We start from the raw sequence: 14,468 nt of genomic DNA on the forward strand, positions 1-14,468 counted from the left end.
CCCCTGAGGAGCGAGCTAGCGACCGTCACCCCCGCTCCCTGAGGAGCGAGCGTCACCCCCGCCCCCTGAGGAGCGAGCTTGCGAGCGTCACGAAGGGTCCTGGCGAGATGGGTGGCAGACCCTTCGTGACGCGCCCTCCGCAAGCTCCGGGCGCTCCTCAGGGAGCAGAGATTTGGCGCTTCCGCAAGCGTCCGGGCGCTCCTCAGGGAGCAGAGATTTGGCGCTTCCGCAAGCGTCCGGGCGCTCCTCAGGGAGCAGAGGTTTGGCGCCTCCGCAAGCTCCGGACGCTCCTCAGAGAACAGAGGTTTGGCGCTTCCGCAAGCTCCGGACGCTCCTCAGAGAACAGTGATTGGCCGCGCCCTCCGCAGGCTCCGGGCGCTCCTCAGGGGGCGGGGGGCGCTCACGCTCCTCGGTCGTCAGGGAGCGGAGGCCGGGCCGACCAGCCGCTCGGCGGCGTCGACACCGGCGGCGAGCACGATGTGCAACACCGTCAGCAGCGGCACGTCGTCGAGCTGGCTCGCCGGAAACGTGTAGTACTGCAACACATCTGTGGTGACCCCCGCACGATCGGAGCGTCGGAGGCTGCCGAAGCTGAGCTGGGCGGCGCACGCCTCGACGTCGTCGCGGAGCGTCGGGGTGTTGGGCAGGTCCATCGCGACCATCTGCGTCAAGGCCAGCACGTCGAGGCCGTCGGCCAGCGTGAGTACGCGGATCGACGCGCGGGTCGGACCGACCTGCACCACCAGCGAGTCGGCGTCGGGACGGTCGACGGGCCCGAGTTCGGCGACGATCTCGGCGGTCCGGTCGAGGAGGGCGGCGGCGTCGGTCACGACGGCTTCACCCCGCCGAAACGCCGGTCGCGCGAAGCATATTCGAGGCAGGCGGCCCACAGGTCCCGACGGTCGAAGTCGGGGAAGAGCTTCTCCTGGTAGACCATCTCCGCGTACGCCGACTGCCACAGCAGGAAATTCGAGATGCGTTGCTCGCCCGAGGGCCGCAGGAACAGATCGACGTCGGGCATGTCCGGCTCGTCGAGGTATCGCGCGAACGTCGACTCCGAGATCCGCTCGGGATCGATCTCGCCGCGTGCCGCACGCCGTGCGATCTCTCGTGCGGCATCGGCGATCTCGGCGCGGCCGCCGTAGTTGACGCACATCGTCAGCGTCATCGCGGTGTTGTCCTTTGTCATCTCCTCGGCGATCTCGAGTTCACGGATCACACTGCGCCACAGGCGCGGACGACGACCGGCCCAACGTACGCGAACGCCCATCTCGTGCATCTCGTCACGCCGACGACGGATGACGTCGCGGTTGAAGCCCATGAGGAACCGCACCTCGTCGGGGCTGCGGGACCAGTTCTCGGTGGAGAAGGCGTAGGCCGACAACCAGCCGACCCCCAATTCGATACAGCCACAGACGGTGTCCATCAGCACGGCCTCGCCGCGCTTGTGCCCCTCGGTGCGCGGGAGCCCGCGATCGGTGGCCCAGCGGCCGTTGCCGTCCATCACCAGCGCGACGTGCTTCGGCACGAATTCGGCGGGAATGGCGGGTGGCCGCGCACCGCTCGGGTGCGGATCGGGTGGGCGGATCTCGGTGCGGAGGTTCGCGGCCTTGCGCGCCTTCGCCGAACTACCCGGCCGCAACGCCATCGTCGACCCTCCTCACACCCGTGTCCACACCCGTCTCCATCAGCCTATGAGGGGCGGTGCGTTCGATCAGCGGCAGGGTTCGGAGCTGACGTTCCAGATGCCACTGCAGATGTGCGGCCGTGAGCCCGCTGGCCTGGCGACGCAGCGACGGAGTCGCGTCGACCACGTCGTCCCACCGGCCGCGGAACAGGGCCTCCATGAGGTCGAGCACGCCGGGCGACGGGGTCGCCGATCCGGGCGGGCGACACGGCAGACAGACGGCGCCGCCCGCGGCGACATGGAAGGCCCGATGCGGGCCGGGCGTCGCGCACCGCGCGCACTCCTCCAGCGCCGGCATCCAGCCCGCGCTGTACATGGCACGCAGCAGATAGGCGTCCAGGATCAGTTCTCGAGGCCGGCGGTCGTCGGCCAGTGCCGCCAGAGCCCCCACCGTCAGCCGGTGCAGCTGACGGGTGGGCGCTCGTTCTTCGCCCGCGAGCCGCTCCGCGGTCTCGAGGACCGCACACGCCGTCGTGTAGCGCCCGTAGTCGGCGACGATGGCATCGGCGAAGGCGTGCAGGCTGTGCACCTGGGTGACCACGTCGAGACTGCGGCCGGGATACAGGTGCACGTCGATGTGGGCGAAGGGCTCGAGCCGGGCCCCGAACTTCGACCGCGTCCGCCGGACGCCCTTGGCCACCGCGCGCACGAGACCGTGTTCGGCGGTGAGCAGCGTGATGATGCGATCGGCCTCGCCCAGCTTGTGCTGGCGCAGCACGACGGCCTCATCCCGGTAGAACCTCACCGCCACATTCTCCCACCGGGCACCGACACAGCAGTCCCCGACATGCCCGCCGACCCACCCCGGATCGATGTCGAATGGGTCAGCCGGCGTTGACGATCTTGTCCAGCCTCGGCGGCAGCGTCATCCCGCCGGGATAGCGGTGCCAGCCCTTGCGGTCGTAGTACTTGGTGCCGAGCAGACCGAGGAGCACGCCGACGAGCAGACCGATGAAGCACTGGATGATCGACCGGCCCAAGCCCGCCGACAGGTCGGCGTCGAAGTACAGGACCGCCCGCACACCGAGATAGATCACATGCATCGGCTCGATCGCGGCGATCCACTCGAAGAAGCGCGGACTCGCCTCGAGCGGAAGCGTCCCGCCCGACGACGGCAGCCCGAACACGACGAAGAAGAGCAGATTGAACAGCAGCCCGGCATTGCCGAACACCGCCATCATCGCGCTGGCGCTCACGCCGACGGCGAAGATGCCGAGTACCGAGAGCATCCAGAGCACGAATCCGTTCGGGATCGATGTCCCGACCATCGCGCCGACGGCGATGAACAGGGTCGAGAGCACCACCGCGACCAGGAACATGATCGTCCACTTCGCCGCGAGCGTCGCCCACCGGCTGATCGCGAGCCGCTCGCGCAGCTGATAGAACGGCCCGTATTCGATCGGGGTCTGGCCGAGCATGCCGTCGACGACGATGCTGACCATCATCGCCCCGGTGAAGCCGGCGAGGACGAGCAGCAGGGTCAGGTAGAACGCCGACAGGCCGTTGCCCGCACCGTTCGGGAGCGGCGTCGGCTCGGACACCTCGACGGCCACCGGGCTCGCGAGCGCGAGCTGCGCGGCGCCGGTGAACGTGATGTCGTTGCGATCGAGCTGCGTGCGGACCTGCTCGGTCAGCTGCGCGCCGACCTGATCGTTGACGCGCGTACGCACCTGGTCGGCGAGGGTGGTGGTGATCGACGACGCGAACGCCCCGGAGCCCCGGTTGATGAAGATGTCGATGGTCGGTTTCGCCGGTTCGGCGGTGAGGACCGTCGACCGGCCCAGTGCGACAGCCCGATTCGTGAAGTTCGAGCCGACGACGATGACGCCGTACACCTTGCCGCTGTTGAGTTCGGACAGGGCGGTCGACCGGTCGGTCCGGCTCACGACGATCCCGTTCTCCGCCGCCGAGGAGATGATGCCCTCGGCGACCTGGTCACCGAAGTTCTGCTGGGTGGACTGTCCGTCGGCGTTCTGCACCTCGCCGCCGGCGTCCTCCTGCACCAGTGCGACCGGGAAGTCGTGCAGGTGGCGCTGCGGGTCGACGACCGCCGCCATGTACAGCGCGGCCATCAGCGAGAACATCACCGCCACCAGCGCGAGTGGGGCGAGCCAGAAGCGTGGCGACCCCAGCACTCCCGCGATCGTGCGACCCGTCGGCTGATCGGCGTCCGGCGCTTCGTGCGCTCCCCTGCCGAGTGCGTCTCCCGGCTGTTCCGGCGACTCGTGCGTTCCCATCGGCGTACCTCCCCGCAGGCCGCCCCTGCCGGCGTCAGGCCGTCAGGAACACGCTGCTAGAAACCCAATCGACGCAACTGCTTGGGGTCGCGTTGCCAGTCCTTGGCGACCTTCACATGCAGATCCAGGTACACCTTGGTCCCCAGCAGCCGCTCGATCTGTGCGCGGGCAACTGTACCGACCTCTTTCAGACGCGCACCCCTGTGCCCGATGATGATGCCCTTCTGGCTGTCGCGCTCGACGAACAGCACGGCGTGGACGTCGACCATCGGCGGCAGCTTCGGATCCCGGTCCTCGCGGTCGATGACTTCCTCGATCACGACGGCCAGTGAGTGCGGCAGTTCGTCGTGCACGCCCTCGAGAGCGGCTTCACGGATGAATTCAGCCATCAGGACCTGCTCGGGCTCGTCGGTGAGTTCACCGTCCGGGTAGAACGCGGGGCCCTCCTCCATGAGGCTCACCAGCACGTCGGACAGCACGTCGAGCTGCTTGCCCGACTTCGCCGACACCGGGACGACCTCCGACTCCGGGCCGAGTACCTGCGACAGCGCCAGCAACTGCTTCGCGACCTGCTCGGGAGCGACGCGGTCGATCTTGGTGACCACGCCGATGATCGTCGTGCGCGGAGCCATCTCGCGCACCTGCGAGATGATCCAGCGGTCACCGGGTCCGATCGCCTCGTCGGCCGGTATGCAGACACCGATGACGTCGACCTCGGAGTATGTGTCGCGGACGAGGTCGTTGAGCCGCTGGCCGAGCAGGGTACGCGGGCGATGCAGACCGGGGGTGTCGACGAGGATCAACTGGGCGTCCGGCCGGTTGACGATCCCGCGGATGGTGTGACGGGTGGTCTGCGGCCGGTTCGACGTGATCGCGATCTTCTCGCCGACGAGGGCATTGGTGAGCGTGGATTTGCCGGTGTTGGGCCGGCCCACGAAACAGACGAAGCCCGAACGGAACTCAGGCATCCGCGCGCCCGATGCGCTGCTGCGGTGCACCCGCGGTGTCGGTCAGGACCGCGTACGCCTCGGGGCTGAGTTCGTGCAGGGTGTCCAGGCCCGGATCGTCGGGGTCACCGTTGACGACGACCGCCGCCTCGAAGGAGCGCGCCCCGCTCGAGAGCGCGGACGCCACCGCCACCTGCAGTCCGGTGAGGGTCAGGGTGCGGGTCCGCACGTCGGCGCCGGCGTAGGTGCGGCCGTCGCCGTCCCGGACCGCGGCACCCGACGGCGACTCGGCGCGCGCCAGCGCGCCCCGGGCGAGCACCACGAGCTTGCGATCCTCGTCGGTGAGGGTCTCGGTCACTGGTTCATCCTTGCTCTCGGATCGTCTGCGCTGTCGCGATCGGCGGTGTCGGCGTCCGGGGCGTCGTCGCCCTTGTCTCTCGCCGCCCGCTCGGCCCGCCGTTCGTCCTCGTGGTCGCGGGCCGCGGCACGTTCGGCACGTCCCTGCGATCGGCTCGAGTGGCCGCGGTGCTCGTCGCGCCGGGACTCCTCCTCCGCGCCGGGCACCCGCGTGACCAGTACCGTGATGATGCGTTGGCGGCCTTGGCGATTGGGGCCGCCCTCGGCCACCAGCTGCAGTCCGTGGTATTCGACCCGGGCGCCGGGCAACGGCACACGACCCAGTTCCAGGCCGACGAGTCCGCCGACCGTCTCGACCTCTTCCTCGGCGATCTCGACGTCGAACAGCTCGCCGAGGTCTTCCACCGGCAGCCGTGCCGACACCCGGTAGGACCCGTCACCGAGGTCCTCGACCGGGGCGAGCTCGTCGGTGTCGTACTCGTCGGTGATCTCGCCGACGATCTCCTCCAGCACGTCCTCGATGGTCACCAGCCCGGCGATACCGCCGTACTCGTCGACGAGCATGGCCATGTGGTTGCGCTCACGCTGCATGTCGGCGAGCACCCGGTCGAGGGGTTTGGAGTCGGGGATGAACTCGGCGTCGCGCATCACGTCGACGACGCGCAGCGTCGTGGGATCGACGCGCTGGGCGACCGTTCGCGCCACCAGGTCCTTGAGATACACAATGCCCAGGACGTCGTCGGTGTTCTCACCGATGACCGGGATCCGCGAATGTCCGGACCGCGTCGCGAGGCTCGTGGCCTGCAGCGCGGTCTTGTCGGCCTCGATCCACACCATCTCCGGGCGCGGGACCATCACCTCGCGGGCGCTGGTGTCGCCGAGGTCGAACACCGACTGGATCATCCGGCGCTCGTCGGCGGCGACGACGCCCGATGCCTCGGCGAGGTCGACGACCTCGCGCAACTCGACCTCGGTCGCGAACGGGCCGTTGCGGAATCCGCGACCCGGCGTGAGGGCGTTACCGATCAGGATCAGCAGGCGGGTCAGCGGTTTGAGCAGCACTCCCAGCGCGAACAGCAGGTACGACGACGCGAGCGCGATCGTGTACGCGTGCTGCCGGCCCAGGGTCCGGGGTCCGACGCCGACGGCGACATACGAGACCACCGTCATGGCCGCGATGGCCACCGCCAGTCCCCCGCCGACACCGATCAGCTGCGTCGCGGCGACCGCGACGAGCGCAACGGCCGCGGTCTCGCACACGACCCGGAGAAGCACCACGAGCCCGACATAGGTCGCGCGTGCGTCGAGGATGCCCGCCAGACGGCGCGCGCCCGCGCGCCCCTCGCGGACCATGTCGTCGACCCGGGCGTTCGACACGGTCGACACCGCGGTGTCCACCGCCGCGAAGACTCCACCGATCCCGATCAACACGACTGCGGCCACGATGAACCAGTAGTCAGAGGTCACCCTCGGTCCTCCTCGGACCGCGTCGGGGCACCGGGGGCCGGCGTTCCGCCCTCGATGCCGGTGAAACCGATGTTGGACAGCAGCCGCGAATCGCGGTCGGTCTGTCGTTGCTCCTGCGCGCGGCGATGACGTTCGGCGTAGAACGCGTCGAGGATGCGGTTCTGCAACCCGAACATCTCGCGCTCCTCCTCCGGCTCGGCGTGGTCGTAGCCGAGGAGGTGGAGGACGCCGTGGATGGTCAGCATCGCCAGCTCGTGCTCGAAGGAGCGTTTCGCCTCCCGCGCCTGCTTCCGGGCGAAGTCGGGGCACAGCACGATGTCGCCCAGAATCGCCGGACCCGGGTCGGTCGCGTCCGGCCGACCGCCGGGCACGAGTTCGTCCATCGGGAAACTCATCACGTCGGTCGGACCGGGCAGGTCCATCCACTGCACGTGCATGTCCGCCATGGTGTCCTCGTCGACGCACAGCACCGACAGCAGCGCCGCCGGATTGACGTCCATCGCGTTCACCGCGAAGCGGGCGGCGTCGATGATCAGCTCCGCCGGGACCTCGACCCCGGATTCATTGGCCAGTTCGATGCTCATGAGCGACGTCCCTGGGAGGCGGCCCGACGCGCGGCGCGGTTACCGCCCAGCGCCGTGTTCGGCAGTCCTCGCTGCGCCTCCTCGGCTCGTCCGTAGGCGTCGACGATGTCGGCGACCAGCCGGTGCCGGACCACGTCCTGGCTGGTCAGCCGCGCGAAGTGGATGTCGTCGATGCCTTCCAGGATCTCCGATGCCGCGAGCAGCCCGCTGCGGGCCCCGCCGGGCAGGTCCACCTGGGTCACGTCGCCGGTGACGACGACCTTGGAACCGAAGCCCAGGCGGGTCAGGAACATCTTCATCTGTTCGCTCGTCGTGTTCTGCGCCTCGTCGAGGATGATGAACGCGTCGTTGAGCGTGCGTCCGCGCATGTAGGCCAGCGGCGCGACCTCGATGACCCCGGCGGCCATCAACTTCGGGATCGCCTCGGGGTCCATCATGTCGTGCAGTGCGTCGTACAGCGGGCGCAGGTAGGGGTCGATCTTCTCGCTCAGCGTGCCCGGCAGGAAGCCGAGGCGCTCGCCGGCCTCGACCGCCGGTCTGGTCAGGATGATGCGGTTGACCGACTTCGACTGCAGCGCCTGGACGGCCTTGGCCATCGCGAGGTAGGTCTTGCCGGTACCGGCCGGACCCAGACCGAACACGATGGTGTGGGTGTCGATGGCGTCGACGTAGTGCTTCTGGTTGAGCGTCTTGGGCCGGATCGTCTTGCCTCGTCGCGACAGGATGTCGAGCGACAGCACGTCGGCGGGCGACTCCTCGGTGCCGTCGGACAGCATGGACACGCTGTGCCGTACGAGATCGGGTGTCAGCGGGGTTCCCCGGCCGACGAGGTCGACGAGTTCGGCGATGACGCGCTCGGATGCGGCGACCTCCGCGGACTCACCGGTGAGCGTCACCTGGTTGCCGCGGACGTGGATGTCGGCGGGCAGGAGCTGCTCGAGCGTACGCAGGTTGACGTCACTGGCGCCGAGCAGCCCGAACACGACTCCGGGAGAGACTTCGACAGTGGATGTGACCCCAGACCGGCGCGGCTGCGTACGGCTGGATTGCCCGCTCTGGTCGGGGTTGTCGTCACTCACGTATGAAATCACTCCTGGTGTTCTGTGCTGGATGCAGTTCTCTTCTGGATGCCTGCTGTTGTGTTCACGGCGACCCCGGCGTGGCGCGGCCGCGGCGCGCAGAGGCGTGGCCAGTGTATCGCGGTGCAACAGCCGATCAGCAGGCAATATTTCCGTCAGATCCCGAGCACCCGGATCGTCTGCCGCGTGCACGCGCTGCGCGGGTCGACGAAGGCGTCGTGCCCCTCCCCCGGGACGGCGAGGAATTCCGCGGACTGGCCGCGCGCGATCGCGGCCGCGACGTACCGGCGGCTGGACTCGATCGGGATGAGATCGTCGGTCTCGCCGTGTATCGCCACGACGTGGGCGTCGACGACCGGCGCCAGCAGGGGCGAGGCATCGGCGTACCGTCGCGGCGACTCGCTGAACGGCCGGCCCATGAAGGCCCGCACCGAGTCTCGGTCGGCCGCGGCGACGGTGTCGAGCACGGCTGCCTGGGCGACGACGGTGGTGATGGTGGCGGTCGCGGTGCGGGCGCCGAGCTGCCCGACGGCCCAGACCGCGAGCTGGCCACCGGCCGAGTGCCCGACGACCGCCGTCGAGGAGAAGTCGACGCCGCCCGCCGGGAGCAGGTCACGGATGGGCCCGTCGAGGGCACCGAGCGCATCGAGGACATCCCGGCCGGTGTTCGGCCATCCGCCACCCTCTTCGCCGACCCGGCGGTATTCGATGTTCCACACCGCCGCCCCGCGCTCGGCGAGCATGCGGGCGATCGCCGTCTGCGTCGTCGAGCCGAATTCGACCGACCAGGACCCGCCGTGCACGAGCACCACGAGCCGCGCGGGCCCCGCGGCGTCGAAACCGTCGGCGGGCACGTACAGGTGCCCGAATTGTGAAGGCGCCGAGCCATACTCGATCTTCGTTCGACGCACGGAGCGGCGTCCGACGACACTCATCGCGTCCACCGGCGGGTGAGCACCCCGATCGCACCGAGCGCCACCGCGGCCGCCGTCGACGTGCGCAGCACCTCGGGACCGAGCACGACCGACTGCGCACCGAGTGCGGTCAGGTCGGCGACCTCACCGCCGTCGAGACCACCCTCCGGCCCGACCACGAGCAGGATCTCGCAGGCGTCGGCGAGTGGCAGGTGTGCGAGGGGTTGGGCGGCCTCCTCGTGCAGAACGGCGACGACCCCGCCCGCGGCCACCACGTCCGCGCAGCGGGCTCGGACGTCGATGGTGGTCGCGAGGTCGGTGACCTCCGGTATCCACGGACGCCGACTCTGCTTCGCGGCCGCCGACGCCGCGGCCCGCCATTTGCCGACGCCTTTGTCCGCCTTGCCCGTCCATCGCGACACGCAGCGCAGTGCCTGCCAGGGCACGATGACGTCGACGCCGGCCTCGGTGGCGAGGTCGACCGCGAGTTCGGACCGTTCGGACTTCGGCAGCGCCTGTACCAGTGTCACCTGTGGGGTGGGGCGTGCCTCGAACGAGAGGTCGTGGACGGTCGCCACCAGCGTGTCCTTGGCGGTAATCTCCCGGATCTCGCAACCGCCCACCGATCCGGCGCCGTCACCGACGAGGATTCGTTCGCCGACACCGAGCCGGGCGACGGTGACCGCGTGCCGACCCTCGGGTCCGCTCAGGGTCACCTCGGCCCCGGGAGCCGGCACGGACTCCGCCCAGAACAACGGTGGACTCACCGCACACCCGCCGTCCGGGAGGAGCAGACCCGCCGAGCCCTCATCGCCGCGGACATGCCGGGTCTACTTCCCGGCGAACGCGTTGCGCAACCGTGAGAAGAGGCCACCCGGCGCCGCGGCGGCCGAGGTGTTCACGACCTCGATCTCGTCGGCGGCGACCTTGCGGTACTTCGTGAGCGCCTCGGTCTGCGCCGCATCGAGCCGAGTCGGTACGACGACGTCGAGGTGGACGTGCATGGTGCCCCGCACTCCGGAGCTGACGTGCGGCATGCCCTGACCCCGCAGCTTCACGATCTGCCCGGGCTGGGTACCGGGTGCGACCGTCACGGTGACCGGATCCCCGAGGATGGTCTCGACCTCGAACTCGGCGCCGAGCGCCGCGTCGGCCATCGGGACCTTCACCGTGCAGTGCAGGTCGTCCTTGTCGCGGAGGAACACCTCGTGCGGACGTTCGGACACCTCGACATACAGATCGCCGGCGGGACCGCCGCCCAGGCCCACCTCGCCCTGACCGGTGAGACGCACACGCATCCCGTTCTCGATCCCGGCGGGGATGCGCACGGTCATCGTGCGTCGCGAACGGTAGCGCCCGTCGCCGCCGCACTTGTGGCACGGATCCGGGATGACCTCGCCGACGCCGTGGCAGGTCGGGCACTCGCGAACGGTCATGACCTGACCGAGGAACGAGCGCTGCACCGACTGGATCTCGCCGGCACCCTTACAGATGTCGCAGGTCACCGGCTTGCTGTCCCCGTTGGTGCCCGAGCCGGTACACACATCGCACAGGATCGCCGTGTCGACGGTGATCTCCTTGGCGACCCCCTTCGCACATTCGGCGAGACCGAGGGTGAGGTTCACCAGCGCCGGCTCACCCGGCTGCACCCGCGACTTGGGTCCGCGACCCGAACCGAAGCCGCCGCCACCGCCGAAGGCGCCGCCGTTGCCGAAGAACGCCTCGAAGACGTCGCCGAATCCCCCGCCACCGCCGCCGAAACCACCGAAGCCGCCGGCACCCGCGCCGGCCAGCGGGTCGCCGCCGGCGTCGACGATGCGTCGCTTCTCCGGATCGGTCAGCACCTCGTAGGCAGTGCTGACCTCTTTGAATTCGTCTTCCTTGCCCGGGTTGACGTCGGGGTGCAGCTCGCGGGCCTTCTTGCGGTAGGCGCGCTTGAGTTCCTGATCACTGGCGCCCTTCGCCACACCCAGGATTGCGTAATAGTCACGTGCCACGGTTGTAGTGATCCTTCGGTCTCAGTTGGTGCCTGGCGGCGTGTGCTCTCACGATCGCGCGGGACGTGTGCGGGGCACCGTCCCGACCGCCGATCATCGACGCCGCTTCGTGCGCGGCCGCCGTCGTGCGGGCGGCGGGCCGGGAACAGCGGTCTGCCGGTCAGCGATCATGGGGGATCTGCGGTCATCGTTCGGCGAGCACCTCACCGATGTATTTGGCAACGGCCGCCACCGAGGCGATGGTTCCCGGATAGTCCATTCGTGTGGGGCCGAGCACACCGACGCCGCCGAACACGGTTCCCGATGCACCGTACCCCGTCGACACCACCGAGGTCCCACGCAGGTTCTCGGTCCGGGTCTCCTCACCGATCTGCACCGTGACCTGGCCCATGTCCTGCGTCGTCGCGAGGATCTTGAGCACCACCACCTGCTCCTCCAGCGCCTCCAGGACGGTGTCCATGCCGCCGACGACGGGGGTGAAGTCGGCTGCCGAGCGGGCGAGATTCGACGTGCCGCCGAGCACGAGCCGGTCGTCACCGCGTTCGACGAGGGTCTCGACCAGCACGGTCGCGATGTTGAGGACCGCACCGCGCAGATCCTCGGGCGCGGAGTTGGCGAGTTCGGCGACCGCCGCCGACGCGGCTTCGAGCCGTTTGCCGTGCAGTGCGGCCGAGAACAGATCGCGCAACCGGGCGATCTCGTCCTCGTCGTGGTCTTCGTTCAGCGCCACCATCCGCTGTTCGACCCGGCCGTTGTCGACGATGACGACGAGCAGGAGGCGCGACGGGGACAGCGTGACGACCTCGAGGTGACGCACGGTCGCCGCCGACAGCACCGGGTACTGGATGACCGCGACCTGCCGCGTCAGCTGGGCGAGGAGCCGCACCGACCGCCGCAGCACGTCGTCGAGGTCGACACCGGAGTCGAGCACCGAGAGGATCGCGCGGCGTTCGGCGGCCGACAGCGGCTTGATCTCGCTGATCCGGTCGACGAACATCCGGTAGCCCTTGTCTGTCGGCACCCGGCCGGAGCTGGTGTGCGGCTGGGTGATGTACCCCTCCGCCTCCAGTACCGCCATGTCGTTGCGGACGGTGGCGCTCGAGACTCCCAGCTGGTGACGCTCGACGAGCGCCTTCGAACCGATCGGTTCCTGCGTGTCGACGTAGTCGGTCACGATCGCACGCAAGATCTCGAAGCGACGATCATCGGTGGTAGACACGCGGTACACCTCCTGACTCGGATCCCTGCCATACAGTTGGGTGCGTTCCATAGTACGAAATGGGATCGCGATCACCGTGCCACGGCGTGGTGTCGCGCACTGACCGTCGACGCATCGTCGAAGAGCAGCAATCGTCGAGGCAGAGGCGTCGGAGGAGTTCGCATGATCTTCAAGGGGGTGCGGGAGGGCAAGCCCTACCCCGACCACGGGTTGTCCGCACGTGGCTGGGCCAAGATCCCGCCGCGGCAACTCCGGCTCGACCAGCTCACGCCGATCACCAAGGTGCTCGCCCTGGACAAACTCCTCAGCGAGGACTCGACCTTCTACGGCGACCTCTTCGCCCACGTCGTGCGGTGGGAGGGCGAGCTGTATCTGGAGGACGGACTGCATCGCGCCGTCCGCTCGGCGTTGCGCAACCGCCACATCATCCACGCGCGCACGCTCGACCTCGACTCCCTGGACCTGGCCGACACGGCGAAGCCCTTGGACGAACAACTCGAGGACACCGCCGAGATCCCCGCGCGCCGGCCCCCGGCCGCCCCCGATGGCGCGGGCGCGCACCGTCGCGGTCCCCGATCGACAGGCTGGACGAGTCCGCCTCGCCCCGACCAGAGTTGGTGACGATCAGCGTGATCCGCGTCAGCCCCAGAGCACGCGCCGGATCACGCCGTCGGCCAGCAGTCTGCCCGCATCGGTGAGCACATAGGCCCCGCCGGTCGGGGTCAACAGCCCATCGGCGCACAGCCGTTCGGCATTCGCGGTCTCGGCCTCGTCGAGGAGGTCGCGCGGCAGTCCGCTGCGGCACCTGGTGGTCAACATGACGGCCTCGAGGTGCCGGTCCGCGGAACTCAACTGCTCTGCCGATGCGACGGGCAACACCCCGTCCGCCAGCGACTTCGAGTAGCGCGCAGGGTGTTTGGCGTTCAGCCAGCGAACGCCGGCGACGTGGGAATGCGCCCCGGGGCCGATCCCCCACCAGTCGTGGCTGTGCCAGTAGGCGATGTTGTGACGGCAAGCCGACTCGTCACCGCGCGCCCAGTTGGACACCTCGTACCAGTCGAGCCCGTCGGCACGCAGGCGACTGTCGAGGATCTGGTATCGGTCGGCGAGGACGTCGTCGTCGGGCGCGGGCATCTCCCCGCGCCGGATCCGGCGTGCGAGCGCGGTGCCGTCTTCGACGATCAGCGCGTAGGCCGACACGTGGTCGACCCCGGCGTCCAGGACGGCATCGACCGTGGCGTGCAGGTCCGCATCGGTCTCGCCGGGTGTGCCATAGATCAGGTCGAGGTTGACGTGATCGAATCCGGCTGCCCGGGCCTCCCGCGCGGCAGCGACGGCGCGCCCCGGCGTGTGGGTGCGGTCGAGCAGCCTCAGCACGTGCTCGGCCGCCGACTGCATGCCGAGCGAGATCCGGGTGAATCCGGCGGCGCGGAGATCGGCGAAGAACTCGGGTGAGGTCGACTCCGGGTTCGACTCGGTGGTGATCTCGACGTCGTCGGCCAGCTCGAAGTCGGTCCGCACGGAGTCGAGAAGCCGGGTGAGACCGGCACCGCCCAGGAGCGACGGCGTGCCACCGCCGACGAAGATCGTCGAGACCGGCCGGGCCGGCGCCAGCATCTGCGCCGCGGCCCCCAGTTCGCGGGCGACCGCCTCCTGCCACGACTCCGGCGAGGACGAGGAGCCGAGTTCGCCCGCCGTGTAGGTGTTGAAGTCGCAGTAACCGCACCGGGTCGCGCAGAACGGGACATGCAGGTACAGCGCGAGGGGAACGTCCGCATCGACGTCGCGGCATGCATCCGCGACCATCTCGTCCGCGGGCGTTGCTGTCTCGACGTTCACCCTTCCATCATGCCGATCGTGCCGGCGCTCGAGGAAATCGATGACCCCGCCGGGAACAGCTTTGTCGCCGTCGGCGTTGTGCCGCTCAGGCGAGGACCTGCCCCGCCCGGTTTCCATCATCGTGATGGAAAATAACCCCAA

Annotated in this window: 15 protein-coding genes; 1 reads left to right on the top strand and 14 read right to left on the bottom strand. The window is 69.2% G+C overall.

What is annotated here, in order from left to right; translation table 11 throughout:
- Positions 1–416: 416 nt before the first annotated feature.
- The 13 genes from CA982_RS16775 to hrcA all read right to left on the bottom strand — a co-directional run bounded on the left by CA982_RS16775 (position 417) and on the right by hrcA (position 12,488).
- Positions 417–830 (bottom strand): hypothetical protein, encoded by a 414-nt coding sequence (locus tag CA982_RS16775; protein ID WP_086536415.1) that lies wholly within the window; start codon positions 828–830, stop codon positions 417–419.
- Complete coding sequence (locus CA982_RS16780) at positions 827–1,648, bottom strand: isoprenyl transferase (RefSeq protein ID WP_086536416.1); 822 nt, start codon at positions 1,646–1,648, stop codon at positions 827–829. Before CA982_RS16780 ends, CA982_RS16775 begins: the two co-directional genes overlap by 4 nt.
- On the bottom strand, positions 1,629–2,432 hold the full coding sequence (gene recO, locus CA982_RS16785; RefSeq protein ID WP_086536493.1) for a DNA repair protein RecO: 804 nt from the start codon (positions 2,430–2,432) through the stop codon (positions 1,629–1,631). The genes CA982_RS16780 and recO overlap by 20 nt, the downstream gene beginning before the upstream one ends.
- Before the next feature lie 79 nt (positions 2,433–2,511).
- Positions 2,512–3,924 carry a YhgE/Pip domain-containing protein gene (locus CA982_RS16790; protein ID WP_086536417.1) on the bottom strand — a complete coding sequence of 471 codons (1,413 nt, stop codon included), beginning with the start codon at positions 3,922–3,924 and terminating at the stop codon, positions 2,512–2,514.
- Between the two features lie 56 nt (positions 3,925–3,980).
- Complete coding sequence (gene era / locus CA982_RS16795) at positions 3,981–4,892, bottom strand: GTPase Era (protein ID WP_086536494.1); 912 nt, start codon at positions 4,890–4,892, stop codon at positions 3,981–3,983.
- On the bottom strand, positions 4,885–5,229 hold the full coding sequence (locus tag CA982_RS16800; RefSeq protein WP_086536418.1) for a cytidine/deoxycytidylate deaminase family protein: 345 nt from the start codon (positions 5,227–5,229) through the stop codon (positions 4,885–4,887). The genes era and CA982_RS16800 overlap by 8 nt, the downstream gene beginning before the upstream one ends.
- Positions 5,226–6,695 (bottom strand): hemolysin family protein, encoded by a 1,470-nt coding sequence (locus CA982_RS16805; RefSeq protein WP_086536419.1) that lies wholly within the window; start codon positions 6,693–6,695, stop codon positions 5,226–5,228. Before CA982_RS16805 ends, CA982_RS16800 begins: the two co-directional genes overlap by 4 nt.
- Positions 6,692–7,279, bottom strand: coding sequence for an rRNA maturation RNase YbeY (ybeY, locus tag CA982_RS16810; protein ID WP_086536420.1), 588 nt, complete (start codon positions 7,277–7,279; stop codon positions 6,692–6,694). The genes CA982_RS16805 and ybeY overlap by 4 nt, the downstream gene beginning before the upstream one ends.
- A complete protein-coding gene (locus CA982_RS16815; RefSeq protein WP_086536421.1) occupies positions 7,276–8,358 on the bottom strand; it encodes a PhoH family protein in 1,083 nt (360 codons plus the stop codon). Before CA982_RS16815 ends, ybeY begins: the two co-directional genes overlap by 4 nt.
- Before the next feature lie 155 nt (positions 8,359–8,513).
- Positions 8,514–9,293, bottom strand: a complete 780-nt coding sequence (locus CA982_RS16820; RefSeq protein ID WP_086536495.1) for an alpha/beta hydrolase family protein — start codon at positions 9,291–9,293, stop codon at positions 8,514–8,516.
- Complete coding sequence (locus CA982_RS16825) at positions 9,290–10,039, bottom strand: 16S rRNA (uracil(1498)-N(3))-methyltransferase (protein WP_086536422.1); 750 nt, start codon at positions 10,037–10,039, stop codon at positions 9,290–9,292. The genes CA982_RS16820 and CA982_RS16825 overlap by 4 nt, the downstream gene beginning before the upstream one ends.
- A 63-nt stretch (positions 10,040–10,102) precedes the next feature.
- Entirely contained in the window at positions 10,103–11,269 is a 1,167-nt protein-coding gene (dnaJ, locus tag CA982_RS16830; RefSeq protein ID WP_086536423.1) for a molecular chaperone DnaJ, read from the bottom strand.
- A gap of 184 nt (positions 11,270–11,453) precedes the next feature.
- The gene (gene hrcA, locus CA982_RS16835; RefSeq protein WP_010841232.1) at positions 11,454–12,488 is read right to left on the bottom strand and encodes a heat-inducible transcriptional repressor HrcA; all 1,035 of its coding nucleotides are present in this window, start codon (positions 12,486–12,488) and stop codon (positions 11,454–11,456) included.
- A gap of 162 nt (positions 12,489–12,650) precedes the next feature.
- On the opposite strand from hrcA, the gene CA982_RS16840 reads away from it, so the two are divergent.
- Positions 12,651–13,109 carry a type II toxin-antitoxin system VapB family antitoxin gene (locus tag CA982_RS16840; protein WP_086536424.1) on the top strand — a complete coding sequence of 153 codons (459 nt, stop codon included), beginning with the start codon at positions 12,651–12,653 and terminating at the stop codon, positions 13,107–13,109.
- Between the two features lie 18 nt (positions 13,110–13,127).
- Here CA982_RS16840 and hemW read toward each other — a convergent pair whose 3' ends face one another.
- Positions 13,128–14,294 (bottom strand): radical SAM family heme chaperone HemW, encoded by a 1,167-nt coding sequence (gene hemW / locus CA982_RS16845; protein WP_244176337.1) that lies wholly within the window; start codon positions 14,292–14,294, stop codon positions 13,128–13,130.
- Between the last annotated feature and the right edge of the window lie 174 nt (positions 14,295–14,468).

The organism is Gordonia lacunae (assembly GCF_002149015.1).
In the GTDB taxonomy this organism is placed as follows: Bacteria; Actinomycetota; Actinomycetes; order Mycobacteriales; family Mycobacteriaceae; genus Gordonia; species Gordonia lacunae.

Coding starts and splice junctions, on each gene's coding strand:
- CA982_RS16780 (WP_086536416.1), bottom strand. CDS start 1,648: ATGGCGTTGCGGCCGGGTAGTTCGGCGAAGGCGCGCAAGGCCGCGAAC.
- CA982_RS16790 (WP_086536417.1), bottom strand. CDS start 3,924: ATGGGAACGCACGAGTCGCCGGAACAGCCGGGAGACGCACTCGGCAGG.
- era (WP_086536494.1), bottom strand. CDS start 4,892: ATGCCTGAGTTCCGTTCGGGCTTCGTCTGTTTCGTGGGCCGGCCCAAC.
- ybeY (WP_086536420.1), bottom strand. CDS start 7,279: ATGAGCATCGAACTGGCCAATGAATCCGGGGTCGAGGTCCCGGCGGAG.
- CA982_RS16820 (WP_086536495.1), bottom strand. CDS start 9,293: ATGAGTGTCGTCGGACGCCGCTCCGTGCGTCGAACGAAGATCGAGTAT.
- CA982_RS16840 (WP_086536424.1), top strand. CDS start 12,651: ATGATCTTCAAGGGGGTGCGGGAGGGCAAGCCCTACCCCGACCACGGG.
- hemW (WP_244176337.1), bottom strand. CDS start 14,294: ATGGTCGCGGATGCATGCCGCGACGTCGATGCGGACGTTCCCCTCGCG.